This is a genomic window from Psychromonas arctica, from assembly GCF_038155225.1.
In the GTDB taxonomy this organism is placed as follows: Bacteria; Pseudomonadota; Gammaproteobacteria; order Enterobacterales; family Psychromonadaceae; genus Psychromonas; species Psychromonas arctica_B.
Genome location: NZ_JBAKBA010000007.1, coordinates 1 through 24,334, shown reverse-complemented (window position 1 = coordinate 24,334; position 24,334 = coordinate 1). Strand labels below are relative to the sequence as shown.

At 36.6% G+C, this 24,334-nt stretch carries 23 protein-coding genes; 5 read left to right on the top strand and 18 right to left on the bottom strand.

Translation table 11 applies throughout. The annotated features are described in order from the left end of the window. Window positions 1–50: 50 nt before the first annotated feature. From yajC to V6255_RS04445, 12 genes are all read right to left on the bottom strand, one after another. On the bottom strand, window positions 51–389 hold the full coding sequence (gene yajC / locus V6255_RS04500; protein WP_160061314.1) for a preprotein translocase subunit YajC: 339 nt from the start codon (window positions 387–389) through the stop codon (window positions 51–53). A gap of 72 nt (window positions 390–461) precedes the next feature. Continuing rightward, complete coding sequence (gene tgt / locus V6255_RS04495) at window positions 462–1,586, bottom strand: tRNA guanosine(34) transglycosylase Tgt (protein ID WP_341627056.1); 1,125 nt, start codon at window positions 1,584–1,586, stop codon at window positions 462–464. 222 nt (window positions 1,587–1,808) lie between these two features. After that, window positions 1,809–2,855: a tRNA preQ1(34) S-adenosylmethionine ribosyltransferase-isomerase QueA gene (queA, locus tag V6255_RS04490; RefSeq protein ID WP_341627055.1), complete on the bottom strand. Its 1,047-nt coding sequence runs from the start codon at window positions 2,853–2,855 to the stop codon at window positions 1,809–1,811. A 139-nt stretch (window positions 2,856–2,994) separates the two neighbouring features. Further along, window positions 2,995–3,699: a phosphate signaling complex protein PhoU gene (gene phoU, locus V6255_RS04485; protein WP_298941652.1), complete on the bottom strand. Its 705-nt coding sequence runs from the start codon at window positions 3,697–3,699 to the stop codon at window positions 2,995–2,997. Window positions 3,700–3,712: 13 nt separating this feature from the next. Next, a complete protein-coding gene (gene pstB, locus V6255_RS04480) occupies window positions 3,713–4,525 on the bottom strand; it encodes a phosphate ABC transporter ATP-binding protein PstB (protein ID WP_341627054.1) in 813 nt (270 codons plus the stop codon). A 91-nt stretch (window positions 4,526–4,616) separates the two neighbouring features. After that, window positions 4,617–6,275, bottom strand: a complete 1,659-nt coding sequence (gene pstA / locus V6255_RS04475; RefSeq protein WP_341627053.1) for a phosphate ABC transporter permease PstA — start codon at window positions 6,273–6,275, stop codon at window positions 4,617–4,619. 16 nt (window positions 6,276–6,291) lie between these two features. Beyond that, on the bottom strand, window positions 6,292–8,517 hold the full coding sequence (locus V6255_RS04470; protein ID WP_341627052.1) for an ABC transporter permease subunit: 2,226 nt from the start codon (window positions 8,515–8,517) through the stop codon (window positions 6,292–6,294). A gap of 337 nt (window positions 8,518–8,854) precedes the next feature. Next, entirely contained in the window at window positions 8,855–9,211 is a 357-nt protein-coding gene (gene rplT / locus V6255_RS04465) for a 50S ribosomal protein L20 (RefSeq protein WP_025564056.1), read from the bottom strand. A gap of 16 nt (window positions 9,212–9,227) precedes the next feature. Beyond that, complete coding sequence (gene rpmI / locus V6255_RS04460; RefSeq protein ID WP_025564055.1) at window positions 9,228–9,425, bottom strand: 50S ribosomal protein L35; 198 nt, start codon at window positions 9,423–9,425, stop codon at window positions 9,228–9,230. Window positions 9,426–9,520: 95 nt separating this feature from the next. Beyond that, on the bottom strand, window positions 9,521–10,078 hold the full coding sequence (gene infC, locus V6255_RS04455; protein WP_298941656.1) for a translation initiation factor IF-3: 558 nt from the start codon (window positions 10,076–10,078) through the stop codon (window positions 9,521–9,523). 10 nt (window positions 10,079–10,088) lie between these two features. Further along, window positions 10,089–11,996, bottom strand: a complete 1,908-nt coding sequence (gene thrS / locus V6255_RS04450; protein WP_341627051.1) for a threonine--tRNA ligase — start codon at window positions 11,994–11,996, stop codon at window positions 10,089–10,091. A gap of 137 nt (window positions 11,997–12,133) precedes the next feature. Next, complete coding sequence (locus V6255_RS04445; protein ID WP_298941658.1) at window positions 12,134–12,406, bottom strand: YebG family protein; 273 nt, start codon at window positions 12,404–12,406, stop codon at window positions 12,134–12,136. A gap of 132 nt (window positions 12,407–12,538) precedes the next feature. Between V6255_RS04445 and V6255_RS04440 the strand changes: the two genes are divergently transcribed. From V6255_RS04440 to rsmF, 4 genes are read left to right on the top strand one after another with little or no spacing between them, the layout of a single operon-like run. Continuing rightward, a complete protein-coding gene (locus V6255_RS04440; RefSeq protein WP_341627050.1) occupies window positions 12,539–13,132 on the top strand; it encodes a paraquat-inducible protein A in 594 nt (197 codons plus the stop codon). Then, complete coding sequence (locus V6255_RS04435; RefSeq protein ID WP_341627049.1) at window positions 13,125–13,757, top strand: paraquat-inducible protein A; 633 nt, start codon at window positions 13,125–13,127, stop codon at window positions 13,755–13,757. Before V6255_RS04440 ends, V6255_RS04435 begins: the two co-directional genes overlap by 8 nt. Continuing rightward, window positions 13,747–16,416, top strand: coding sequence for a PqiB family protein (locus V6255_RS04430; RefSeq protein ID WP_341627048.1), 2,670 nt, complete (start codon window positions 13,747–13,749; stop codon window positions 16,414–16,416). The genes V6255_RS04435 and V6255_RS04430 overlap by 11 nt, the downstream gene beginning before the upstream one ends. 56 nt (window positions 16,417–16,472) lie before the next feature. Then, entirely contained in the window at window positions 16,473–17,915 is a 1,443-nt protein-coding gene (gene rsmF / locus V6255_RS04425) for a 16S rRNA (cytosine(1407)-C(5))-methyltransferase RsmF (protein WP_341627047.1), read from the top strand. 54 nt (window positions 17,916–17,969) lie between these two features. On the opposite strand, the gene V6255_RS04420 is transcribed toward rsmF, so the two are convergent. From V6255_RS04420 to V6255_RS04395, 6 genes are all read right to left on the bottom strand, one after another. Then, on the bottom strand, window positions 17,970–19,370 hold the full coding sequence (locus V6255_RS04420) for an undecaprenyl-phosphate glucose phosphotransferase (protein WP_341627046.1): 1,401 nt from the start codon (window positions 19,368–19,370) through the stop codon (window positions 17,970–17,972). Between the two features lie 66 nt (window positions 19,371–19,436). Further along, the gene (gene wecC, locus V6255_RS04415) at window positions 19,437–20,687 is read right to left on the bottom strand and encodes a UDP-N-acetyl-D-mannosamine dehydrogenase (RefSeq protein WP_341627045.1); all 1,251 of its coding nucleotides are present in this window, start codon (window positions 20,685–20,687) and stop codon (window positions 19,437–19,439) included. 2 nt (window positions 20,688–20,689) lie between these two features. Further along, window positions 20,690–21,811 (bottom strand): non-hydrolyzing UDP-N-acetylglucosamine 2-epimerase, encoded by a 1,122-nt coding sequence (wecB, locus tag V6255_RS04410; protein WP_341627044.1) that lies wholly within the window; start codon window positions 21,809–21,811, stop codon window positions 20,690–20,692. 285 nt (window positions 21,812–22,096) lie between these two features. After that, window positions 22,097–22,321, bottom strand: a complete 225-nt coding sequence (locus V6255_RS04405; RefSeq protein ID WP_341627043.1) for a DUF2835 domain-containing protein — start codon at window positions 22,319–22,321, stop codon at window positions 22,097–22,099. Next, the gene (locus V6255_RS04400) at window positions 22,318–22,449 is read right to left on the bottom strand and encodes a hypothetical protein (RefSeq protein ID WP_341627042.1); all 132 of its coding nucleotides are present in this window, start codon (window positions 22,447–22,449) and stop codon (window positions 22,318–22,320) included. Before V6255_RS04400 ends, V6255_RS04405 begins: the two co-directional genes overlap by 4 nt. A gap of 216 nt (window positions 22,450–22,665) precedes the next feature. Beyond that, complete coding sequence (locus tag V6255_RS04395) at window positions 22,666–22,794, bottom strand: hypothetical protein (protein WP_341627129.1); 129 nt, start codon at window positions 22,792–22,794, stop codon at window positions 22,666–22,668. A 703-nt stretch (window positions 22,795–23,497) separates the two neighbouring features. Between V6255_RS04395 and V6255_RS04390 the strand changes: the two genes are divergently transcribed. After that, window positions 23,498–24,232, top strand: a complete 735-nt coding sequence (locus V6255_RS04390) for an ElyC/SanA/YdcF family protein (protein ID WP_341627041.1) — start codon at window positions 23,498–23,500, stop codon at window positions 24,230–24,232. The last annotated feature ends 102 nt before the right edge of the window (window positions 24,233–24,334 follow it).

Genomic DNA, 24,334 nt, shown 5'->3' with positions numbered 1-24,334 from the left:
ATTAAGCGATGAAGGTATATCAAAAAGGCAGGAGACCCTGCCTTTTTTATTTAGATTGACTTAAGCGTACCTTTTGGAAGTACTGCTGTAATAAAGTCTTTTTTGATTAGAATAATGTTATTTTCGTTTAACTCTACTTGAACATATTCGCTATCAGCACTAATTTTAGCAACACGACCAATCAAACCGCCTGTTGTTAATACTTCATCATTTTTACCAATGTTATCCATTAGGTTTTTATGTTCTTTTGTACGACGCGCCTGAGGGCGGTAAATCATAAAGTAGAAAATAGCTGCAAAAACAACTAACATAAAAATCATTTGCATGCCGCCGCCGTCAGCTGGAGCGCCTTCTGCTGCTGCGTGTGCTTGAGAGATAAATAAACTCATGTTATATCCTTTATTGTATAAAAATTAAACTATCTATAAATTATCTAATAGTATGGTAATAGTATTGTGTTATCAATTATTTAGAACTGGTTTTTCTTTTCCAATTCGTTTGTAAAACAAATCAACAAACTCGTCTAATGTACCTGCTGAAATCGCATCACGCAAACCTTTCATCAAACGTTGGTAATAACGTAAGTTATGGATCGTGTTTAAGCGAGCTCCAAGGATTTCTCCACATTTGTCAAGGTGGTATAAGTATGCACGTGTATAATTTTTACAAGTGTAACAATCACATTCTGCATCTAACGGGCTGGTATCTTCACGATGTCTTGCATTACGAATTTTAACAACGCCATCAGTCGTAAATAAGTGTCCATTTCGCGCATTACGCGTTGGCATAACACAGTCAAACATATCAACACCACGACGAACGCCTTCCACCAAATCTTCTGGTTTACCAACCCCCATTAAGTAACGTGGTTTGTCTGCTGGAATTTTAGTGGTGACATGATCTAATATGCGATGCATGTCTTCTTTAGGCTCACCAACAGCCAGGCCACCAATCGCATAACCATCAAAACCGATTTTCTCTAACCCTGCTAATGACACATCACGAAGATGTTCATAACAACCACCTTGAATAATACCAAATAAAGCATTTGGGTTTTCTTGTTCGTTAAATCGATTACGGCTACGCTCAGCCCAGCGCAAAGAAAGCTTCATCGAAATATCCGCTTCTTCTTCTGTCGCTGGGTAAGGCGTACATTCATCAAAAATCATCACGATATCAGATCCAAGATCGTATTGAATTTCCATTGAAATTTCCGGCGATAAAAATACTTCATCACCATTAACAGGGCTTCTAAAATAAACGCCCTCTTCTTTGATTTTACGCATTTTACCTAGGCTGAATACTTGGAAACCACCAGAGTCAGTTAAAATTGGACCTTTCCAGTTCATGAAGTCATGTAAGTCACCATGTTGTTTAATGACCTTTTGTCCTGGGCGTAACCAAAGGTGAAAGGTATTGCCTAATAAAATTTCAGCACCGGTTGCATCAACTTCTTCAGGTGTCATCCCTTTTACCGTGCCGTAAGTGCCTACAGGCATAAATGCGGGTGTTTCTACTGTTCCGCGATTAAAGGTTAAGCGACCACGACGTGCGCGACCATCGGTTGTAATTAATTCGTATTTCATGGTTATCCTTATCAGAGAAACAGTCTGATATCTTAATTAAACAATTATTAAAGCTAACTGAATTATACTGATTGATCTTAATCATGAATCCAGGTTTTAATATCTTACTTTTATTTAAATTAACCGCTTAATATTTATTTTAAACGGTTTTAAATGAGATTTTATTGTGAGTTTAATAATTAACGACAAAGTAAATTGTTAACTCATTTTTTTAATTACTTTCTAATTAGTTTTTTTAGTTAAAAACATGGCATCACCGTAACTAAAGAAACGGTATTTTTCCTCAATGGCGGTTTGGTAAGCATGATCAATATTTGCTTTGCCTGAAAACGCACTGACCAGCATCAATAAGGTTGATTCTGATAAATGGAAATTCGTGATCATTGCATCAACCAGTTGGAACTCATATCCTGGGTAAATAAAGATACTGGTTTCTGAAAAGAAAGGCGCTAATTCAAGCCCCTTCGCTAAGCTAACACTAGCCGCACTTTCAATAGATCGTACCGAGGTAGTGCCTACTGCAATAACACGCCCGCCTGCCGCTCTGGTTACAGTGATTTTATCAACTACTTCTTGAGATACTTCTGCATACTCACTGTGCATTTGATGATCGAGTATATTATCTACTTTAACTGGCTGGAAAGTACCCGCACCAACATGCAAAGTAACAAAAGCAAAATCAGTTCCTTTAGCGGTGAGCTTATCTAAAATTATTTGATCAAAATGTAAACCAGCCGTGGGTGCAGCAACTGCACCAGGGTTTTTATTATAAACCGTTTGGTAACGCTCTTTATCGGCATCTTCGTCAGGTCTATCAATATAGGGCGGTAAAGGCATGTGGCCAATACGTTCTAAAATTTGTAGGACTGTTTCTTCGCTATCGACTTTGATTTCAAATAATGGACCTTGGCGTTGAACCATCTCCGCATTAACATCATTTTCAAGCAGTAATTTACAACCAGGCTTAGGTGATTTAGAACTACGTACATGTGCAAGAAAGCTTTTTTCATCTAATACACGTTCAACGAGTACTTCAATTTTGCCACCGGTTTCTTTGGTGCCAAATAAACGCGCAGGGATAACACGCGTATCATTGAAAACAAGTAGATCATTTGGATTTACTAAATCAATTATATCGGTGAAGTTTAAATGACTTAATTCACCAGAATTAGCCTCTAATGAAAGTAAGCGACTATTCGTACGTTCTGGCATTGGGTAACGCGCAATCAATTCTTCAGGAAGGTGAAAAGAAAAATCAGCAACTTTCATGTAACAGTTCCACTCAATAAAACGCGCAGTATACCTGATGCTATATAGGCTGGAAAGGTTTCTCGATAAAATGAAAAAAGCCTAGATAAATAAATTTATTTAGGCTTTTTAAAAAACACTTTAAATGCAGTATTAACCGCTATTCAATTAAAGAATTAATCTCTTCTTCAGTAGCATGGCGGACATCAATACCTTTCACTAAATAGACAATTTGTTCACAAATATTTTGACATCTGTCACCAATACGTTCAATTGCTCGTGCTGAGGCTAAAACGTTAAGTACAAACGGTACTGAACGAGGATCTTCCATCATAAACGTCATTAACTCACGTAAAATACTTTCGTATTGACGATTTACTTTTTTGTCTTCGTTATGTACTGCAATGGCGGCATTGAGATCTAAACGAGTAAACGCATCTAAAGCGTTATGAAGCATTTTCATAGTGATTTGCCCCATATTCTCTAGACCGATTAACGATGGTACTTTTTTACCGTGATTTTCGATAACTGTTTTAGCAATCGCAGTAATACTATCGCCTACTCGTTCAAGTTCAGTCACCGTTTTCATGATTGTTAAAATTAAACGTAAATCTGACGCTGCAGGCTGACGCTTAGCAATAATACGTGAGCAATCTTGATCGACTTTAGTTTCGAATTCATTAACTTCGTTATCTTTAATAATCACTTTACGTGCTAACTCTAAGTCATTTTCAGCCATCGCAGATAATGCATCCGCTAATTGCTGCTCAATCAAGCCACCCATTTGCATAACTTGGTTACGCACACTTTCAAGTTCATTATTAAATTGTCCTGAAATATGACGGTTTAAATTTAAGTTTTCCATTTTATTTCCTTATTTAACCGTAACGGCCAGTAATGTAATCTTCTGTCTGTTTTTGTTTTGGAGACGTGAATAAGGTATTAGTATCTGAATATTCAATTAATTTACCCATGTACATAAAGGCGGTTTGATCTGATACGCGAGCCGCTTGTTGCATGTTATGTGTCACGATAACAACCGTAAACTTTTTCTTCAGTTCAGTGATCAATTCTTCAATCGTTAACGTTGAGATAGGATCCAGCGCCGATGTTGGCTCATCTAATAATAATACTTCAGGACCAATGGCAATCGCACGTGCAATCACCAAACGTTGTTGCTGACCACCAGAAAGACCAAAGGCGTTATCATGTAACCGATCTTTTACTTCATTCCATAAAGCAGCACCACGCAGTGATGTTTCACATGCTTCATCTAATGTACGTCGATCATTAATGCCCTGTAGACGTAACCCATAAACAACATTTTCATAGATAGACTTAGGGAAAGGATTTGGACGCTGAAACACCATCCCGATACGACGACGTAACGACGCAACATCCACTGATTTATCATAAATATTAATGCCTTGTAGTTCGATGTTCCCATCAACACGACAAATTTCAACTAAGTCATTCATTCGATTGATACAACGTAATAACGTTGATTTACCACAACCCGATGGGCCGATAAAAGCCGTTACTTTACCTTTAGGTATCTTCATCGATACATTATGTAAGGCTTGCTTATCCCCGTAGAATAAGTCTAAGTTTTTAATTTCTAATGCTGTATTTTCAGGCGTTAATTCATCTAAATCAGCACTTTTTGCATTTATATTTGAAAAATCAATCATTGTCTTTCCTAATCTTTATTCGCGCACACTGAGGAGCGCGGATTTATAATATTCAATTCGTAATATGTCACTTTTAACATATAGCGTTATATTAGTGCTCTAGTGCTCGGTACTTTTCACGTAAGTTATTACGAATAGCAATGGCTGCTAAATTCAAACCAATAATAACGGTAACTAATAAAAACGAGGTTGCATAAACCAATGGACGTGCTGCTTCAACATTCGGACTTTGGAAACCAACATCATAGATATGGAAACCTAAATGCATAAATTTTCGGTCTAAATGTAAGAACGGGAAGTTTCCATCAACGGGTAATGTTGGTGCAATTTTCACCACTCCGACCAGCATTAACGGGGCCACTTCACCCGCTGCACGTGCAACGGCTAAAATCAAACCGGTCATAATAGCAGGACTTGCCATTGGAATAACAATTCGCCATAACGTTTCTGACTTTGTTGCACCTAATGCTAAAGAACCTTCACGTAAGGTACTTGGTATACGGCTTAACCCTTCTTCCGTCGATACAATAACCACTGGCAAAGTTAAAATAGCCAATGTTAACGCTGACCACAGTACGCCAGGCGAACCAAATGTCGGTGATGGTAATGCTTCAGGGTAAAGTAATTGGTCGATACTGCCACCTAAAATATAAACAAAGAAGCCTAATCCGAATACACCATACACAATAGACGGTACGCCAGATAGATTGATTACCGCGATGCGAATAAATTTAGTAATGTTATTTTTACCTGCATATTCATGCAAATAAATAGCCGCAACCACACCAAATGGCGTCACAATCACAGCCATTAACATCACCATGAAAACAGTACCAAAGATAGCAGGAAATACACCACCTTCTGTATTGGCTTCACGCGGGTCGCTATTCACAAATTTATAAACTTGATGAAACCAATGCCCAACTTTTTGCATAAAGCTCATATCATTGGGTTGATAGAAATCTAAGATATAAGATAACGGCATCGTCACTAAACGCCCTGCCATATCTTTCACTACCACACTGTCACGCTTCGCTTGGTCACGGTAACTAAACAATTCGCTTTCAAGCCCTAAATATTCGGCACGTAACGCATCACTGCTTGCTTTAAATTCAGCAATTTTTTGCTCCGTTAATTCACCGTCTAACTCCAACTTACGTTGCTTTAGACGAATGCGGTCTAAATCGTTATTAATACGACCGATATCACCCGTTAATAGCCCATGCTCTTTATCACGAAACTCAAGCGCACGTTCAAGACGTAAATTAAGTTCATCAACTAAACGACTTTGCTCAATATTAAGCTTTTGCTCACCTTCATTAATAGCATCTAAATAACCATAAAAGTTACCATTTTTCGTTCTTTCAAAAACAACTACGTCGTGGGCTACTTTCTTGCCTTTAATAATCGTTTCTAAAATCCATTGAAAATCTAAATCAACATATTCACGATTACCTGTTTTAATTAAAAAACGTTCTAATGATTCTGGATAGTCTTCTAACCCTGTCACACCACCATCAATTAACTGTTGTTTTAATACATGTTCTTGGTCATAAATTTCACCAATTAACACTGACTGTTGACCTTGCTCATTTTGCATTGAGAACTCATACACTGCAGCAGGCCAAAAGAAGCTTAACCCTCTCCAACCGATCAGTAGAAATAACCCAATAACTGCAATTAAACTCAAACTTACAGCACCACCTGTCATCCAAATCCACGGTGTGCCTGATTTAAACCATTTACCCATAATAACTAACTCCTATTTATAGGCTTGAATATTTTTCACGCAAACGCTGACGTACAAATTCAGCAATGGTGTTGAAGAAGAAGGTAAAGATAAACAACACAAATGCAGCGAGGAATAAGACTCGATAATGTGAACTGCCTACTTCTGACTCTGGCATTTCTACTGCAATATTTGCTGATAGAGAACGCATCCCTTCGAAGATGTTCCAATCCATGATTGGTGTATTACCTGTCGCCATTAATACAATCATCGTTTCACCTACGGCACGTCCCATGCCCATCATCACAGCAGAGAAAATACCAGGGCTAGCCGTTAAAATAACGACTTTAGCTAGTGTTTGCCAGCGTGTAGCCCCCAATGCTAATGAACCCATAGTTAAACTCTTAGGCACACTAAAGATGGCATCTTCAGCAATTGAGAAGATAGTTGGAATAACCGCGAACCCCATTGCAATACCAACAATTAATGAGTTACGTTGGTCAAAGTTAATACCCAATTCATTGGTTAAATACATACGGGTGTCACCATTGAATAACCAGATTTCAAGCGAGTCACTAAACGCCATTGAGAAATAACCAGTCGCAACAAGAATAGGTAATAACACTAATGGCAATACACTTTCGCTTACTTTATCACTTAATGATGTTGGTAAGTTAGTCCAGATAATCGCCGCAACGAGTACGCTAGCCGGCAGGCTTATCATCAATAAAATAATACCTGGCAATTGATTTTCAACAATCGGTGCTAGCCATAAACCAGCCAAGAACCCTAAAATAACAGTAGGTAATGCTTCCATTATTTCAACCGTTGGTTTGATATAGGTTCTAATACTAGGTGCCATAAAATACGCAGTATAAATAGCAGCTGATATAGAAATTGGCACAGCAAATAACATCGCGTAAAAAGCGGCTTTGATAGTACCGAATGAAATTGGTACAAGACTCATTTTAGCTTCAAAATCATCACTAGCAGAAGTTGATTGCCAAACATATTGTGGTTCAGGATAACCTTCATACCAAACTTCTTGCCATAACGCAGACCAAGTGATCTCTGGATGCTCATTATCTACATGATAAAGTTTAATAACGTCTTTATCTGCGACAAGAATTGCATTCGCACGTGGAGAAATCGCAACGACTAAAGAACCTACTTTAGAAATAGACTCTGTTAATAGTTCAGTTTCACCCGTAGAATGGAAAATAGATAAATCGCCAGCTTCAGTTGTGGTTAAAAAACCTTTACGAAAGAATTCAGGAACAATGCTTGTTACTTCCGCTGGGGCTTTAAAGTCACGGATATAAGTAAACTCGCGTTTATTTTCACTTAACACTTCAAACCACTGGCTAATAACACCATTATCATTGGCAACTAATAATGAACTCGCGCCAGTCAGTAACTGCACATCATTTACATTACTGCCTGTAGCGTTAATTTTAAATACTGATGAGATGTGGATATCGTCACTCTCAGAGATATCGTAAACGAGTAAATCATTACCACTTCGAACAAACAACTTTCTAAGGTTTGGTGTTAATAGTAACTGGTCTACTTTATTAGGAAATGATGGTAACTTAAATAACGCTTGCTCCCAAACCACTTCATCTGTCATGAAGTTTTCTTCGGCAGTTAATAGAAGAAATACACCTTCACCATTACTTTGAACAGCAGCGATACCCGCATAATCTGAATTCATTTCAAATGAAAGATGTGTTAACGCTTGTTTATCTTCAGAAACGATAAAGCTATCTTCACCTAATGGGAAATCAATTTCAGGCGTAATTAATCGTTTATCTTTTGGATAAGAAGTTACAAAATCCGGTTTAACAATTTTCACTTCACCACTATTATTGGCTAAAGCAAACATACCGTTAACCGGCATGGTTTTAGTTATATTATTAGTATCTGCAAATGCTTGATATTTTAGAAGTGATTCACCTAAATCATCTTCTCTTAATGAATAAAAGCTCAACAAACCTTGGTTATCCATCTGATAAGCAACTTCGTTTTGCTCGTCTATGCCTAATGCATAGATAGGTGTTAAATTTTGACGTTGAAAGGATTGTTTTTGTTCAATGCTAACAGGTGCAAAAATGGGTAATACAACATATAAAAGATACCCAAAAATTAATAACAAAGTGACTAGCACTGATGTGCCACCTATTGTTACGCCATATTTAACTAACTTATCCTTAACCACTCGCTTTTTATTAGCTTGTAGCGTGGTCGCTAAATCACGTTCCATTTACTATCTCCAACATAATTGATGGCAAAGATTATAGGTCTATTTTATGACAGTTATATTACAGCTGTAATAATACTGATATTTAGGATAGACGAGCACATAGAGTTAAGGATCTAATGATATTAATGACATGTAAAAAACCATCAACTTGAGGGAGTTAAAACAATCTATTGGGTATAAATAATTAAGTGAAAATACAATAAGGCTAATGATAAAAAATAAGAGTTTGAATAAGAACGAATATTAAGACGAGTTTAAAGAATAACTAAAGCAAATTTTAGATCAAAAAAAAGGAGACAATATGTCTCCTTCTTCAATACTGTTAATCAATAAATGATTAAGCTAGCGCTTTTTTTGCAACTTCTACTAAATGAGCAAATGTTGCTTTATCAAATACAGCTATGTCAGCTAAGATCTTACGATCGATTTCAACAGAAGCCTTTTTAAGACCATTGATGAAACGGCTGTAAGATAATCCGCTAATACGAGATGCAGCATTAATACGTGCAATCCATAGTTGACGGAACTGACGTTTACGTTGACGACGGTCACGGTAAGCGTATTGACCAGCTTTAGTTACTGCTTGAACCGCTACGCGATAAACACGTGAACGAGCTCCGTAATAACCTTTAGCTTGTTTTAAGACTTTTTTATGGCGTGCACGAGCTTGTACACCGCGTTTTACTCTTGGCATTTTATATATTCCTTACTTAAGCGAATGGTAACATTCTGTTAATACTAGGTACGTCTACTTTAGCTACCATGCTTTGAGCACGTAGATGGCGTTTACGTTTAGTAGATTTCTTAGTAAGGATATGACGTAAGTGAGATTGCTTACGTTTAAAACCACCAGAAGCAGTCTTTTTAAAGCGCTTTGCAGCACCTTTGTTAGATTTCATTTTAGGCATTGCGAACTCCGCATTGTTAAAATTTAAATTAAACCAGTAAGGCGAGTAAATAGTGCGAATATTCTCATATTCGCACATCAATACTACTTTATGCCTTAGCTAGCACGTTTAGGGCCAAGTACCATCACCATTTGACGACCTTCCAGTTTAGGGAAAGATTCGACAGTAGAGATTTCAACTAAATCGTTTTTAACGCGATTTAATAATTCCATCCCAAGTGATTGATGCGCCATTTCACGACCACGAAAACGTAGCGTTACTTTGGCTTTGTTACCCTCTTCAAGAAAGCGAGTCAGGCTGCGTAGTTTTACCTGATAATCGCCATCATCAGTCCCAGGACGGAATTTTATTTCCTTCAACTGAACCTGTTTCTGATTCTTCCGTTGTTCTTTAACGGATTTGCTCTTTTCAAAGAGAAATTTGCCATAGTTCATGATGCGACAAACTGGCGGCTCGGCATTTGGACTAATTTCAACTAAATCCAAATCTGAGTCAAATGCCATATTTTTTGCTTCTTCTAAAGAAACAATACCTACTGGTTTGCCTTCTGAATCAGAAAGACGTACTTCAGTACCAGTTATTTCATCGTTTAAACGATGTTTATTGCCCGTTTGCGGGGCTTTTTTTGCACCTTTTATAACAAATTCCTCCAAGTGATTAATGTTATGAACGAGTCATGATTTCTTGTTTCACATGGTCAACAAAGTTATCAACCTGCATTTTACCAAGATCATCACCCTTACGCGTTCTTACAGCAACTTCATTAGCTTCAACCTCTTGGTCTCCGATAACTAATAAGTAAGGAACACGCTTCAATGTATGCTCGCGGATTTTAAAGCCTATTTTCTCATTTCTCAAGTCCGAAATAGCTCTAATACCCGATTTTTTCAATTTATTTACTACTTCTATAACAAAATCTGACTGTTTGTCGGTAATATTCATTACAACCACCTGTTGAGGTGATAACCATGTCGGATAAATACCCGCATACTCTTCAGTTAAAATACCAATGAAACGCTCTAAAGAACCAAGAATAGCTCGGTGAATCATTACTGGAGTATGTCTTTCATTATCTTCACCAACATAAGTCGCATCTAAACGACCAGGCATTGAAAAATCTAATTGTATTGTACCACATTGCCATGCACGACCTAAACAATCATACAAAGTAAATTCGATTTTAGGGCCATAAAAGGCACCTTCGCCTGGTAAATATTCAAATTTAACGCCATTTTCATCTAATGCATGTGCTAAAGCCGCTTCAGACTTATCCCATGTTGCATCATCGCCAACACGTTTTTCCGGGCGAGTAGATAATTTAACGACAATATCTTCGAAGCCGAATGTTTTATAACATTCGAATACCATGTTAATACATGCTGATACTTCTTCAAGAATTTGCGCTTCTGTACAGAAGATATGTGCATCATCTTGTGTAAAACCACGTACACGCATTAAACCATGTAAAGAACCCGATGGTTCATTACGGTGACATGAACCAAATTCAGATAAACGTAATGGTAAATCACGGTAAGATTTTAAACCTTGATTAAAGATTTGTACGTGGCCAGGACAGTTCATTGGTTTGATTGCATAGTCTCTGTTTTCACTACAAGTACAGAACATACCGTCTTTGTATTTATCCCAGTGGCCTGATTTTTCCCATAAAGAACGATCTAGAATTTGTGGCGCTTTTACTTCTTGGTAACCAAAGGCAACCGTTTGCTCACGAATATAACTTTCTAGTTCGCGGAAAATAGTCCAACCGTTTGGATGCCAGAACACCATACCCGGTGCTTCTTCTTGCATATGGTAAAGATCTAACTGTTTACCAATTTTACGGTGATCACGTTTAGCTGCTTCTTCAAGACGTTTTAGATAAGCATTTAACTGTTTTTTGTCAGCCCATGCTGTACCGTATATACGTTGTAGCATTTTGTTATCAGAATCAGCACGCCAATATGCGCCTGATACTTTCATTAATTTAAACCATTGGCTAAATTTCATCATCGGTACGTGTGGGCCACGACACATATCGATATATTCTTCATGATGGTATAGACCAGGACGGTCTTCTTTATCAATACCTTCAAGAATTTCTAATTTATAAGGTTCATTACGTTCTTTAAATACAGCAATAGCTTCATCAACGCTGACTTTCTTTTTAACAACTTGATAGTTAGTTTTAACTAATTGTTGCATGCGTTTTTCAATTTTAGCTAACTCTTCATCATTAATGGTTACATCAAGATCAATATCATAGTAAAAACCATTATCAATGGTTGGTCCTATTGCCATTTTTGCTTCTGGGTACAATTGTTTAATTGCATGACCTAACAAATGAGCACAAGAGTGACGTAATATTTCTAGACCTTCATCATCTTTATTGGTGATAATTGAAACGTCTGCATCAGTTTCAATAGGGTCGCAAGCATCTACAAGTTGTCCGTTGACACGACCGGCGATACAAGCTTTCGCTAAACCAGGGCCGATATCTGCTGCGATATCCATAATTGAAGTAGTAGTGTCAAATTGACGTTGATTTCCATCGGGAAGAGTAATAATTGGCATGCTAATTCCTCACAGTGATGCTTCCAACCAAAAAGCATTTGTATTAATTAAAAAGAGGAGCGCATTTTACTGTATTAAGGAGCACAATAAAAGCCAGTAAAGGTTAATTTATTGTGTTCCTATTTATTTAATGAGGTTTAACTATCTGATGACTCAACTTTATCGATACTTTCAGAGCTAAACACTTGCCCTTTAAATAGGTTTTGCAATACGTCTTTATTGCTTGCCACATACAGCCCTAATTCTTCAAGCTGCTGATCATCTAGAGAAACGGGACTTTCACTTAAGAATAATGCAATTTGATCGGCGCTATCTAGCATCTTATCGTATGCATCGGCTTCTTTCTTACTGGTAAAGGTCATTTTCTCAACACCCTTTCTTTCTACAATGTATTTAATGATGACTGCCACGGTGGCCTCTTTTTAATTTAAAATTAAACATGGTTTTACATACAGTACTACTGCTTTTGTGATAATGCAACTTTTGTCATATTATAATTAGTTTGCTATCTTATAACATTGTCAAATTACTGATAAGTAAGAATGAAAACGATAATTTGTAGCCATTGCGATATGGTTTCACAACAACCTATTATACAACCAGGCTACGTTGCAAAATGTGCTCGTTGCAATCATGTATTTTGCAAAGCGACAACAAGTAAACCCAATAAGGTCTTTGCTCTAGCACTCGCTGCACTATTGGTTTGTATTCCTGCTTTTTCATTGCCGCTTGTTTCAGTGCATTTATTAGGTATTACAGAACAAACCAACCTGTTACAAGGTGCTATAATGATGATTGATATAGCTCCTGTTGTGTCTTTTGTGGTGTTGTTTTGTGCGGTGGTTGCTCCTACGTTATTAACTATTTGTATCGCATTTAGTAGTGGATGCATGATGTTCAATAAACGCCCAGAATTGCTTAATTACGTACTTAAATTAACGAGCATTATCATTCATTGGTCCATGTTAGAGGTTTATTTAGTGAGCTTTATGGTAGCCGTTTTTAAATTAACGAGTTATGCAGAACTTTATTTCAATAGTGGTCTGTACTTTCTAGTTGTTTTTTTAATATTAAATATGAGTATGATCAGCGAATATGATAATGCGCAACATTGGAAGTATTTACTCAATGAATAAACCACTGATAACTGGAATGAGTGCAATACAACAAGATAGGCAATTATGCCGAGTTTGTGAAAAGCATTCTTCTATCACTGAAAATGAACAATGTTGCCCTTATTGTGGTAGTCCGATTTCACCTCGCATTAAAAATAGCCAACAAAAAACATGGGCATTATTGTTTACAGCTTTTATTTTTATCTTTCCAGCTAACCTTTACCCTATTACTTACTTATTAAAAAATGGGACACGTTATCCTGATACTATTTTTTCAGGTATTGTAAGCTTATTATCAAGCGGCATGTCTGGTATAGCATTTATTGTTTTTATAGCGTCTATAGTAGTACCTATATTAAAAATTGTTGCATTAGCTTTTATTTCACTCGCCATTCACTTTAAATGGCAATTTAACCCTAATAAACAACTTATTGCTTTTACTTTAGTCGACTGGATTGGTCGTTGGTCAGTATTAGACTTATTTGTTATATCAATAATGGTTGCGGTGTTTGATAAAGGAAATTTCCTATCCGTTTACCCAGGGATCGCAGCAACTTCTTTCACCGTGGTTGTCATTACAACATTATTCGCAGCACAGAGTTTCGATACTCGTCTAATATGGGACGCAAATACCGATGCAAGATAACCCTTCGACAACACCTGTTGTTAGTAAGTCAAAATATATTTCACCAGTGTGGTTTCTGCCTTTTATCGCTACATTATTGGCCCTTTGGATCCTATTCCAAAATATCACTCATAAAAATATGCGTGTTAATATTCATTTTACCAATGCTGGCAGTATTATCATTGACAAAACCAAAGTACGTTACAAAGGGGTCATTGTTGGGACAGTCAAGAAAGTTGAACTTGACGAGGAGGATGGTGTTAATGTCATTGCTGAAATTGAGTCTCATGCAACTTTTTTACTAAAAGAAAAAAGTAAATTTTGGTTAGTTTCACCCAAAGCATCTTTAACTTCAATAACCGGATTAGATACTTTGTTCTCTGGGAGTTATATTAATTTGTTACCTGGCGAAGGTGAGGAAGCAACCGATTTTATTGCAACAAGAGAACAACCAATCACCATTCCTGATAATGCATTATTGATTAACTTAAAAAGTGATAATGCCGCATCGATTAACATTGGAACGCCTATCTTTTATAAAAAAATACAAGTGGGAGAGATTGCTCGAGTACGCCTTGATAAAACGGGGCAATTTGTCAACATTCAGGCTTTTATTGAAAGTAAATACAGCTACTTAGTAAAACAAAAAAGTAAATTTTGGAATATTAGTGGTTTAAATGCAAATATTTCAAGAACTGGCATAGATTTTAAACTTGATAGCCTAACCACTTTAATTGCGGGAGGAGTCACCTTCAGCAGCCCTGAATCATCTGCAGAGCCTTTAGAAAATCAGAAGTATCAGCTGTTTAATGATATTGATGCTAGTGAGGAAGGTCTACATATTACCTTTAAGTTATCTAACACTAATAATTTACCAGAACGTGCAGGTATCTTATTCAAAGGGCATGGCATTGGTAGGATTGATACCATTAACTACGATTCAGAAAGTCAGTTGTTCATTGCAAAAGCAACTATCAACCCAGCATTTAGTGATTTAATCACTGAAAGTGCACGTTTTTGGGTTGAAAAAACATCCGTTTCTTTTTCTAAAATTGAAAACTTAAGTAATCTTATTACTGGTGATTATATTAACTTTTCACATGGAGAGAACTACCAAAATGAGCCATTACGTACCGAGTTTGTAATAAAGACAGAACAATCTATTTTAGAAAGTAATGCTTTATTAATAACGTTAATTGCAGATAATGCAAATGGCTTAACAGACGGTGCACCTATTAGCTATAAAGGGCTTAATATTGGTAAAGTTAATACAATAAAATTAACTGAAGATAATAATAAAATTAAAGCGACGTTAAACATCGATGAAGAATTTAGTTACCTAGTTAATAAGAACAGTAAATTCCATCTATTAAGCGGAGTAAACTTTAAGGCCTCTCTAAAAGGGGTTGAGGTTAATAGCAAACCATTAGAAAATATTATACAAGGTGGTATCGCACTTTATAATGAATCACCAATCACTAAAAAATATACTCAAACGCCATTTAAAAATAAACAACCTTTCTATTTATATGAATCTAAAGAGATGGCAAAACTAGGTAAAGATGCTTTTACTGATCCACTTAAAGTCGTCCTTCTAAGTAAAGAACTACCTTCTGTGAGTATTGGCTCTCCTGTCTATTATCACAAACTACAAGTAGGTGAAGTGAGTGACCTACGCTTACATGATTCAAGCTTAATGCAAACCAGTATTAACATTAACGCAAAATTTAAGCACTTGATTACCAAACAAACTATCTTTTGGAATATTAGTGGTTTTGAAATTGACGCTGGTCTTTCTGGTATCAAAGTCAATGCAGCATCATTACTCGCAGTAGCCACTGGTGGTATAGCGTTAGAGTTTTCACCATCAGTAACGTCTAATATAACCAGTGAGGGACAATACCGCTTATTTGATAACTATCAACAAGCAACACAACCACCAAAGCAAATTACACTTATCTATGACGATGCATCTGAATTAAAAGTAGGTAACAAGGTAAAACTAAAAGGGCTAGATGTTGGAAAAATAAGTCAATTAATACTTAATAAACATAATAAAATAATGGTCACATTAGATATTGCCCCAGAATATTTTGATAAAGTAGCAAAACAAGGTAGTCGCTTTTGGGTCGTAAGAAGTGATATTTCATTATCTGGTGCAAAGAATTTATCAACGCTGATTAGCGGCGTATTTATTAATGTTGAGCCAGGCAACGGTAATAAAACTATTGAGTTTAAAGGTGAGCATAATGCTCCTTTATTGGCAGAACATAAAACGGGTTTATCTATAATATTAACGGCTAGTAATGCAGGTTCTACTGATATCAGTAGCCCCATTTATCACCGCCAAATACAAATTGGTGAAGTCACTGAAAAACGCTTAAATGATGATGCATCAGGCGTTGAGATAGTGATTAACATTTACCCTGAATATGCTCATTTGATTCGTACTAATAGTATCTTTTGGCCAGCTTCTGGCTTTAACTTAGATATAGGAATAACAGGCGCTTCGCTAAAATCGACTTCTCTTACTTCTTTAATCAAAGGTGGTATTAATATGAGCACCTCAGACAATCGAGAACTACAACCTGCTAGCCAAGCCTTTTCAACTTTTAAGTTACAGTCAGAATTTGATGAAGATTGGTTACAATGGAAACTTAAAATCCCTAAAAGTAATTAATTTCACTTTATGTTATCTTGCGCGCACTTTCTGTGCGCGTTTTTGTAAGGATCCAAATGGATAGCAACACTTTTATACCTCAAGCATTTATAGATAAAATGTCGAGCATTTTACCTGAAAACTTAAATATCGATGAACTAGTTGCCGCCTGTCGTCGCCCTTTACGTCGAGCAATTCGAGTTAATACACTTAAAATCGACATTAAAGATTTCCTTGATATCGCCAATAAAAAAAGCTGGGCATTAACACCTGTACCCTGGTGTAAAGAAGGCTTTTGGATTGAAATAGACAATGATCATATCCCTCTAGGCAACAGCGCAGAACATTTAGCTGGATTGTTTTACATTCAAGAAGCTAGCTCGATGATGCCGGTGTCAGCGCTGTTACATCACTTTCAAGATACAGAGAATGCAACACTATTAGATGCTGCGGCCGCGCCAGGATCAAAAACAACGCAACTCGCAGCAGCGATTAATAACCAAGGTTTAATCATTGCGAATGAGTATTCGTCTAGCAGAATTAAGATGTTGCATTCAAATATTCAACGCTGTGGTATTAAAAATGTTGCACTCACACATTTTGATGCGGCCGTATTTGGACAATGGTTACCCAATACCTTTGATGCAATTTTACTCGATGCGCCCTGTTCTGGTGAAGGCACGGTACGCAAAGATAAACAGGCGATGAAGAACTGGGATCAAACCGCAATAGAATCTATATCAACAGTACAAAAAACATTAATAGAAAGTGCATTTAAAGCACTTAAAACTGGCGGGGTAATGGTTTATTCGACTTGTACTTTAAGTCTAGAAGAAAACCAAGATGTTTGTTTACATCTGAAACAAGCTTACCCTGATAGTGTTGAATTCCTTTCTTTAGACAATTTATTTAAAGATGCAGATAAAACCTTAACACCAGAAGGTTTTTTACATATTTGGCCACAAATTTACGATACGGAAGGTTTTTTTGTTGCTGCTATTAAAAAAATGGCTGAAGTAGCAGTTGAACCTGCACAAAAACGACTCAGAAAATTTCCTTTTCAACCAACGACACAAACAGTGAGAAGTAATTTATATGACTACTTTGAAAACCAGTTCTCTATAACGCAATTAACCGGGGTGCTGTATCAAAGAGATGATGAATTTTGGTTATTCCCAGAAAACATTGTCCCTTTAATTAATGAACTACGCTTTTCTAGATTAGGTATTAAGATAGCAGAAAAATTTGGTAAAGGACGTAAATCAGGCTTTAAGTCTACTCACGAATTTGCCACTTGTTTTGGTCAACAAAGCCCTCTAGCAATAGAGTTATTAGCACACCAAGCAAGAGAGTATTACCAAGGGCGAGATATTCATGACATTGATACTAACAACTCAAAAGGTGAAGTTATGTTACGTTATCAAGGCCATGTAATTGGTTTAGGGAAATCGTTAGATAATAGAATCAAAAATAGTTTACCAAGAGATTTAATTCTCGATAAAAATTTATTTGATGAGTAGCCATTAGTATCATGAGTCTTGTCACATAAACAAGACTCGTGAGATTAACTGTTATCAATAGGCGTTCTTGTGAATAAACCCTTTAAATACCGTTAACACTAATATTTTAAGATCAAAACTAATTGACCAGTTTCTAATATATTCCAAATCAAATTCAACGCGTTTTTCCATTTTTTCTAATGTATCTGTTTCACCACGCCAACCATTAATTTGAGCCCACCCAGTAATACCTGGCTTAACTTTGTGGCGTAACATGTAAAAATCCACCAGCTTTCTATACTGTTCATTATGCGCTACCGCGTGAGGTCGAGGCCCGACTAACGACATACTGCCAGACAATACATTTATTAGCTGTGGTAATTCATCCAATGATGTTCTTCTTAAGAATGCACCGAGTTTAGTAATACGGCTATCGCCTTGCACAGCCTGTTGAATAACATCACCATTATCCATTGAGCTCATAGAACGAAATTTCCAGACTTTAATAGCTCTGCCATCTAATCCATAACGTAACTGTTTAAATAAAACAGGTCCTGTTGAGTCTAATTTTATGAGTAATGCAATAACCAACATAGGTAATGCAATAATAGATAAAATTAATGACGCGCCCAAGACATCTTCAATACGTTTGAGTAACCTTGATGGTCCTGTCATAGGTGATTCATAAACACTAATCGTTTGTATCGCACCAACATGAGATAAACGCGCATTGAGTAAGTTAAACGTAAAGAAGTCAGGAACAAGAAACACGTCAATCGTTGTATCTCCTAAGGCTCTTAATACACTTTCTATGCGTTTTTGAGCAGCTAACGGTAATGCAATATAAATAACATCAATATCACCCGCTTTAGCGAGTTCAATGCCTTTATTAATACCGCCTAATACCAGCTCTGTATATTTACTTTCTGTCCGAGTATCAGCTCGATCATCATAGAAACCAGACAGCGTATAACCTGTTTCGGGTTTATTCACAAATTGATCTGCGAGTAATTCACCCGATGACGTTAACCCGAATATAGCGACTTTTTTGGTATGGTATCCAGCACGACGACGTTTAAATAAAAACACATAAAACAATACACGCCAGCCCGCTAATGCGAAGCAATTAAAAAGCATCCAAGAGCCAATGACTAATCGAGAAATATCAAGGCTTGTTTTACTAAAGAATAAAAATATAACGACACTAAATATGCCAGCAACCCAACATAAAAAAGTATAACTCGCGACACGAGAGAATTCGCCAAGGCGCCATGATCGATAAAGGTTATGACTGTCAGCAGCAAAAACAAACCCTATCGAAGCAATCAAGCCAACAACAAGGTAAAGGTTGGTTAACTCTTCATGTTGAAAATAAAGAATAAAAAATAAACTTACTTGTATAACAACGAAATCAATACAGCGGCACAACGCCGAATAAGCATTTTCACTATCTTTAACATAGTGTTGATCAGACATTTAATTCCCTTTAAAAATTTAACAATTAAGTCAGCCAATCAATAATAATTAATTGGCTGACTTAAATTAAATTATTCCGCGTGTATCGATAACAACTTTAGTCGCGAATTGCGTACGGTCAGTTGCTTTGAATTGCTTATGGTCAACTAATACAACCACTACATTGGCTTTATCTAACGCATCTTCAAGTGACGTTAATGTTATGCCCGAGTCAGATAACGCACTAGGAAGTTGCTTAATATTAGGTTCTACCGCAATAATTTCACCGACTTCTTTCGCGACTAAGTCTTTTACGATCTCTAGTGCAGGACTTTCACGTAGGTCATCAATATCAGCTTTAAAAGCAAGTCCAAGACAAGCAATCACAGGTCGTTTAAACTCATCTGCCGCTTTACAAATTTGTTCAACAACATAATGAGGTTTCGCATCATTGGTTAATCGAGCTTGTCTGATAATATTGGCTTCTTCAGGGCAACTATCAACAATAAACCATGGGTCAACAGCGATACAATGACCACCCACACCTGGACCTGGGTTAAGAATATTAACGCGTGGATGACGGTTCGCTAATTTAACTAGCTCCCACACATTGATTTTTAACTTGTCACAAATAACCGACAGCTCATTAGCAAATGCAATATTAACGTCACGGAATGAATTCTCTGTTAATTTAGCCATTTCAGCGGTGCGGGCATTAGTAACAATACATTCGCCACGTACAAACTTTTCATATAGCTGAGTAGCAAGTTGACTACAAGCACTTGACATACCACCAATAACTCGGTCATTTGAGACTAACTCTTGTAATACATAACCTGGTAAAACACGTTCAGGACAATGAGCAACTTTAATATCAGCAGCATCACCTTTATCCTGTGGGAATGACAAGTCAGGACGCGCTAATTTTAACCATCCAGCTAATTTCTCTGTTGTGCCAACGGGAGAAGTTGACTCTAAGATAACTAAATTACCTTTCGCTAAGACTGGTGCAATCATATTGGCAGCTGATTCGATATAAGATAAATCAGGTGAGTGAGATGAGCTAGCATCTTGTTTAAAAGGTGTTGGTACTGCTACCATAAATACATCAGCAGGTTCTGCTGTGGTGGTTGCACGCAATTTACCTGTCGTTACAACACTTCGAACCACAATGTCTAAATCAGGCTCTACAATATGAATTTGTCCTGCATTAATGGTATTCACCGCATTTTCATTAACATCGACACCAATAACGTCGATACCACGAGAAGCAATAACAGCAGCAGTAGGCAATCCGATATAGCCTAAGCCGATAACAGAAACAGTTTGAAATGGCATAATTAATCCTTTAATAATTCTTTAACAATTCGTGTGCATGCTAGACCGTCGCCATAAGGGTTATGGGCTTTAGCCATGGTTTGATAGCTAGTAGGGTCAGTTAATAATAAAATGGTTTCAGAGGTAATACGTTGTACATCAGTACCCACTAATTTCACGGTCCCCGCTTCAATAGCTTCAGGTCGTTCTGTTGTATCGCGCATGACTAATACTGGCTTGCCTAATGATGGCGCTTCTTCTTGAACACCACCTGAATCAGTAATAATTAAGTAACAACGATTCATTAAATAAACAAACGGTAGGTAATCTTGAGGCTCAATCAAGAACACGTTATCTAACTTACTCAATAAGCGATTAACAGGTTCTCTTACATTTGGATTCATGTGCATTGGATAAACGATTTGCACATCTGGCTGCGCTTTTGCAATATTAGCAAGTGCTTCACAGATACGTTCGAATCCGCCACCAAAACTTTCACGTCGATGGCCAGTAACGAGCACCATTTTTTTGCTTTTATCTAAAAATGGAAATTGTTTATCGAGTGAGTCTTGCAAACCAGTATCAGATTCTAGTTTTTGTTTAACCCATAACAAAGCATCAATTACCGTATTACCAGTGACAAATATGCGATCTTGCGGTACTTGTTCTTTTAATAAGTTTGATTTAGATAAGTCTGTCGGAGCGAAGTGAAAGCGAGTCAATACCCCAGTTAATTTTCGATTAGCTTCTTCAGGCCAAGGTGAATATAAGTTCCCAGTACGTAACCCTGCTTCGACATGTCCAATATTAATTTGCTTATAAAAGGCAGCTAAAGAGGCAGAAAAAGTCGTTGTAGTATCTCCATGAACTAATACAACATCGGGTTTAAAATCATCAAGTACCCCTTTCAGCCCGCTTAAAATATTTTCTGTAACATCAAATAAATCTTGTCCTGGTTTCATGATGTTTAAATCATAATCAGGCGTGATATCAAAGAGCTGTAACACTTGATCTAGCATTTCACGATGTTGAGCCGTCACACAAACTTTACTCTCAATTCCTGCTTCAGCAGCAAGTTTATGCACTAATGGAGCCATTTTAATAGCTTCAGGTCGTGTACCGAACACGGTTAACACTTTCTTCATTGAATAGCCTTACAAGTTATTACGATATTTAATAGGTTTAAGTAACGAGAGATTCATGTGTCATTTAACTACTCACAAATAGATAAAATTAATTTTATCACCTCAATCACGTACTAGAATGACTCCGGATTATACGTTGAAACCCTTGTATTTTATATAAAAAATATAAATTACAAAATTTAAATCATTTACACAATATTATTTATTATAGGTTAACCACTACTTAAAATATCGGTACGGTAAGTACCTTGAATTATATATAAAAAGTAATACACAAAAAATATATTAAGCATGCAAACAAACTAAATGTTGAAACTTGTTTTCATCGTTTAATTGCAGTTCAAAATAACCACGCACGCCCAATTGTGTAAAAAAAGGAACAAAACGCATTGCGGGTAACTGAATCATAGCACCTTGGTCACTGCGTACTTTCACTGCGACATTAGGTGTTCTATATAATTTTTCAAACTCTTGATAACTAATATTTATTCTAAAATGATAGGATTTCATAATACCTCTTTAGCAATTGTCAAATGCGTATAACGCCCTAAGGATGCGTAGGGTTCTTGTTGACAATACTCTTTCTCCATCGCTAACAGTTGTTCAAAATTATCTGCGGTAAAATCAATTGATTTCATATAGCTACATAGCTATGTAATGCATGCACACACCTGTTTTTTACAATACTTGCAATCACCTTCTTTTAGCCAAGCTAACAGGTCTGCTTCCAACAATGAATAGTAGACGATAAACGCACTACTTTTTTACGCAGTATACCCAATTCAACGAAATTGAAGTTGCCAGAGACAAGATTAAAAAAGCGCTGTACCTCTTTGTTATAAACATTAAAGATACTAAACTATCGACATGGACCAATCCAATAAGGAATGTAATGTTTGCTTAGGCTCTGCTAACCATTCCAATACGGCATGATTCAAAATAAGATCAAACTGTCCATCAATATGATTATGTAACGTTTGGATAGTGCAATGTATTATTTGTATCTTGCCTCTATAAGATTTATCAGCTAATTGTTCTTTAGCAAAAAAGGTAATATTTCGTTAGGGATATCGCACAACTCAATTTGATGCCCTAATGCAGCTAACTTTTGACTAAAACCAAAACCACACGCACCTAATACTCTTAAACTTGATTTATTTAAACACTCGATACAGTTGAGTATTTCACGCCACACAATCTCTTTTCGAGTTTACTCTATATGGCGACCGTAAATATTATTTACAAAATTTGGGGCAATGGAGTCAAAATGATGTTCAGCTACTTAAATTTCTCATTTACTTTAATAGGGTGATAAGTATTAATTATACGTGATTTATTATTGAATATTAACCTACATTGAATAAGTTCTAAGACGTTTTTTAAAGTAACTATGTCAACTGGCTATATAAAATAGCTATATGGGATTACGGTAATAAGTAATTGTATGGCATCATTAAATGAGTGTACATTAGCTATTAAACAGAGGTCACTTTATCAAGAGAGTAACTGGCAGACTGGTTTTACAAATAAAGAGTAAAATTAACGCTAAACGTCATTAAATCTATTCATAAGCCTACTTACTCTATAGGCGATTAAGACATGTTATTTTACAAACAGCATTAATAACAAACAATGAAAGGCAAAAGAATGGTATTTCTAATTAAAAAATGGCTAGGAGGTTTACTAATGCCCTTGCCCCTCTCTTTGGCATTGTTATTTGTTAGTCTATTATTGCTCTTTTTTAGCCAACATCAAACGTTAGCAAAATTATTAACACTATTCAGTTTTTTAATTTTATTCGGTTTTAGTCTATTACCGACGGCTTACCACCTAGCCAAACCGCTTGAAAGGCAATATCCCCCTTTATTAGATCCCGAGCAATCTTTAGATTATATTTTAGTACTTGGTTCATCAGGGATTAATGACCAGAAATTACCGATTACAGGACGGCTTTCAGCCACAGCATTAAGCCGATTTAGTGAAGCATTACGTCTTTATTATGCCAATCCAAATGCCTCTATCGTTGTATCAGGATCCGCTTTTGGAGACAGTAAAAGCCATGCACAGCTTTTACAGCAATTAGCCTTAGCGTTCAATATCTCAGAACAAAAAATCATTCGTTTAGATAATGCTCAAGATACCAATCAAGAAGCCCTACAGATGTCAGCAATTATTGAGGGTAAGAAAGCGGCATTAGTGACATCAGCAACACATATGCCTCGCGCAATGTCCCTATTTAAAAAATATCAACAATCTCCTATTCCAGCACCAGCAATGTACTTAGCAAAAGAGAACTCAAAGGAATTACCTTCATACAATTACATCCCTTCCGCTTATCAATTGTATAAATCACAAATAGCATTACATGAATATTTAGGACTACTTCAACAATGGCTTGTCTCTAATACGACTTCTAAGTGAATAGTTTTTTATTAGGTAAGTAACCTCAGTTCAGGCTAAGCAAAGCGATACAACATCGCTATTTCCGCGGATTTCTGCGTTAAATTATCTTTCAATAACCCG

What these genes read in the sequence shown, in the direction of transcription:
- yajC (WP_160061314.1), bottom strand. Translation starts at nt 389, where the DNA reads ATGAGTTTATTTATCTCTCAAGCACACGCAGCAGCAGAAGGCGCTCCA.
- tgt (WP_341627056.1), bottom strand. Translation starts at nt 1,586, where the DNA reads ATGAAATACGAATTAATTACAACCGATGGTCGCGCACGTCGTGGTCGC.
- queA (WP_341627055.1), bottom strand. Translation starts at nt 2,855, where the DNA reads ATGAAAGTTGCTGATTTTTCTTTTCACCTTCCTGAAGAATTGATTGCG.
- phoU (WP_298941652.1), bottom strand. Translation starts at nt 3,699, where the DNA reads ATGGAAAACTTAAATTTAAACCGTCATATTTCAGGACAATTTAATAAT.
- pstB (WP_341627054.1), bottom strand. Translation starts at nt 4,525, where the DNA reads ATGATTGATTTTTCAAATATAAATGCAAAAAGTGCTGATTTAGATGAA.
- pstA (WP_341627053.1), bottom strand. Translation starts at nt 6,275, where the DNA reads ATGGGTAAATGGTTTAAATCAGGCACACCGTGGATTTGGATGACAGGT.
- V6255_RS04470 (WP_341627052.1), bottom strand. Translation starts at nt 8,517, where the DNA reads ATGGAACGTGATTTAGCGACCACGCTACAAGCTAATAAAAAGCGAGTG.
- rplT (WP_025564056.1), bottom strand. Translation starts at nt 9,211, where the DNA reads ATGCCAAGAGTAAAACGCGGTGTACAAGCTCGTGCACGCCATAAAAAA.
- rpmI (WP_025564055.1), bottom strand. Translation starts at nt 9,425, where the DNA reads ATGCCTAAAATGAAATCTAACAAAGGTGCTGCAAAGCGCTTTAAAAAG.
- thrS (WP_341627051.1), bottom strand. Translation starts at nt 11,996, where the DNA reads ATGCCAATTATTACTCTTCCCGATGGAAATCAACGTCAATTTGACACT.
- V6255_RS04440 (WP_341627050.1), top strand. Translation starts at nt 12,539, where the DNA reads ATGAAAACGATAATTTGTAGCCATTGCGATATGGTTTCACAACAACCT.
- V6255_RS04435 (WP_341627049.1), top strand. Translation starts at nt 13,125, where the DNA reads ATGAATAAACCACTGATAACTGGAATGAGTGCAATACAACAAGATAGG.
- V6255_RS04430 (WP_341627048.1), top strand. Translation starts at nt 13,747, where the DNA reads ATGCAAGATAACCCTTCGACAACACCTGTTGTTAGTAAGTCAAAATAT.
- rsmF (WP_341627047.1), top strand. Translation starts at nt 16,473, where the DNA reads ATGGATAGCAACACTTTTATACCTCAAGCATTTATAGATAAAATGTCG.
- V6255_RS04420 (WP_341627046.1), bottom strand. Translation starts at nt 19,370, where the DNA reads ATGTCTGATCAACACTATGTTAAAGATAGTGAAAATGCTTATTCGGCG.
- wecC (WP_341627045.1), bottom strand. Translation starts at nt 20,687, where the DNA reads ATGCCATTTCAAACTGTTTCTGTTATCGGCTTAGGCTATATCGGATTG.
- wecB (WP_341627044.1), bottom strand. Translation starts at nt 21,811, where the DNA reads ATGAAGAAAGTGTTAACCGTGTTCGGTACACGACCTGAAGCTATTAAA.
- V6255_RS04405 (WP_341627043.1), bottom strand. Translation starts at nt 22,321, where the DNA reads ATGAAATCCTATCATTTTAGAATAAATATTAGTTATCAAGAGTTTGAA.
- V6255_RS04400 (WP_341627042.1), bottom strand. Translation starts at nt 22,449, where the DNA reads ATGAAATCAATTGATTTTACCGCAGATAATTTTGAACAACTGTTAGCG.
- V6255_RS04390 (WP_341627041.1), top strand. Translation starts at nt 23,498, where the DNA reads ATGCCCTTGCCCCTCTCTTTGGCATTGTTATTTGTTAGTCTATTATTG.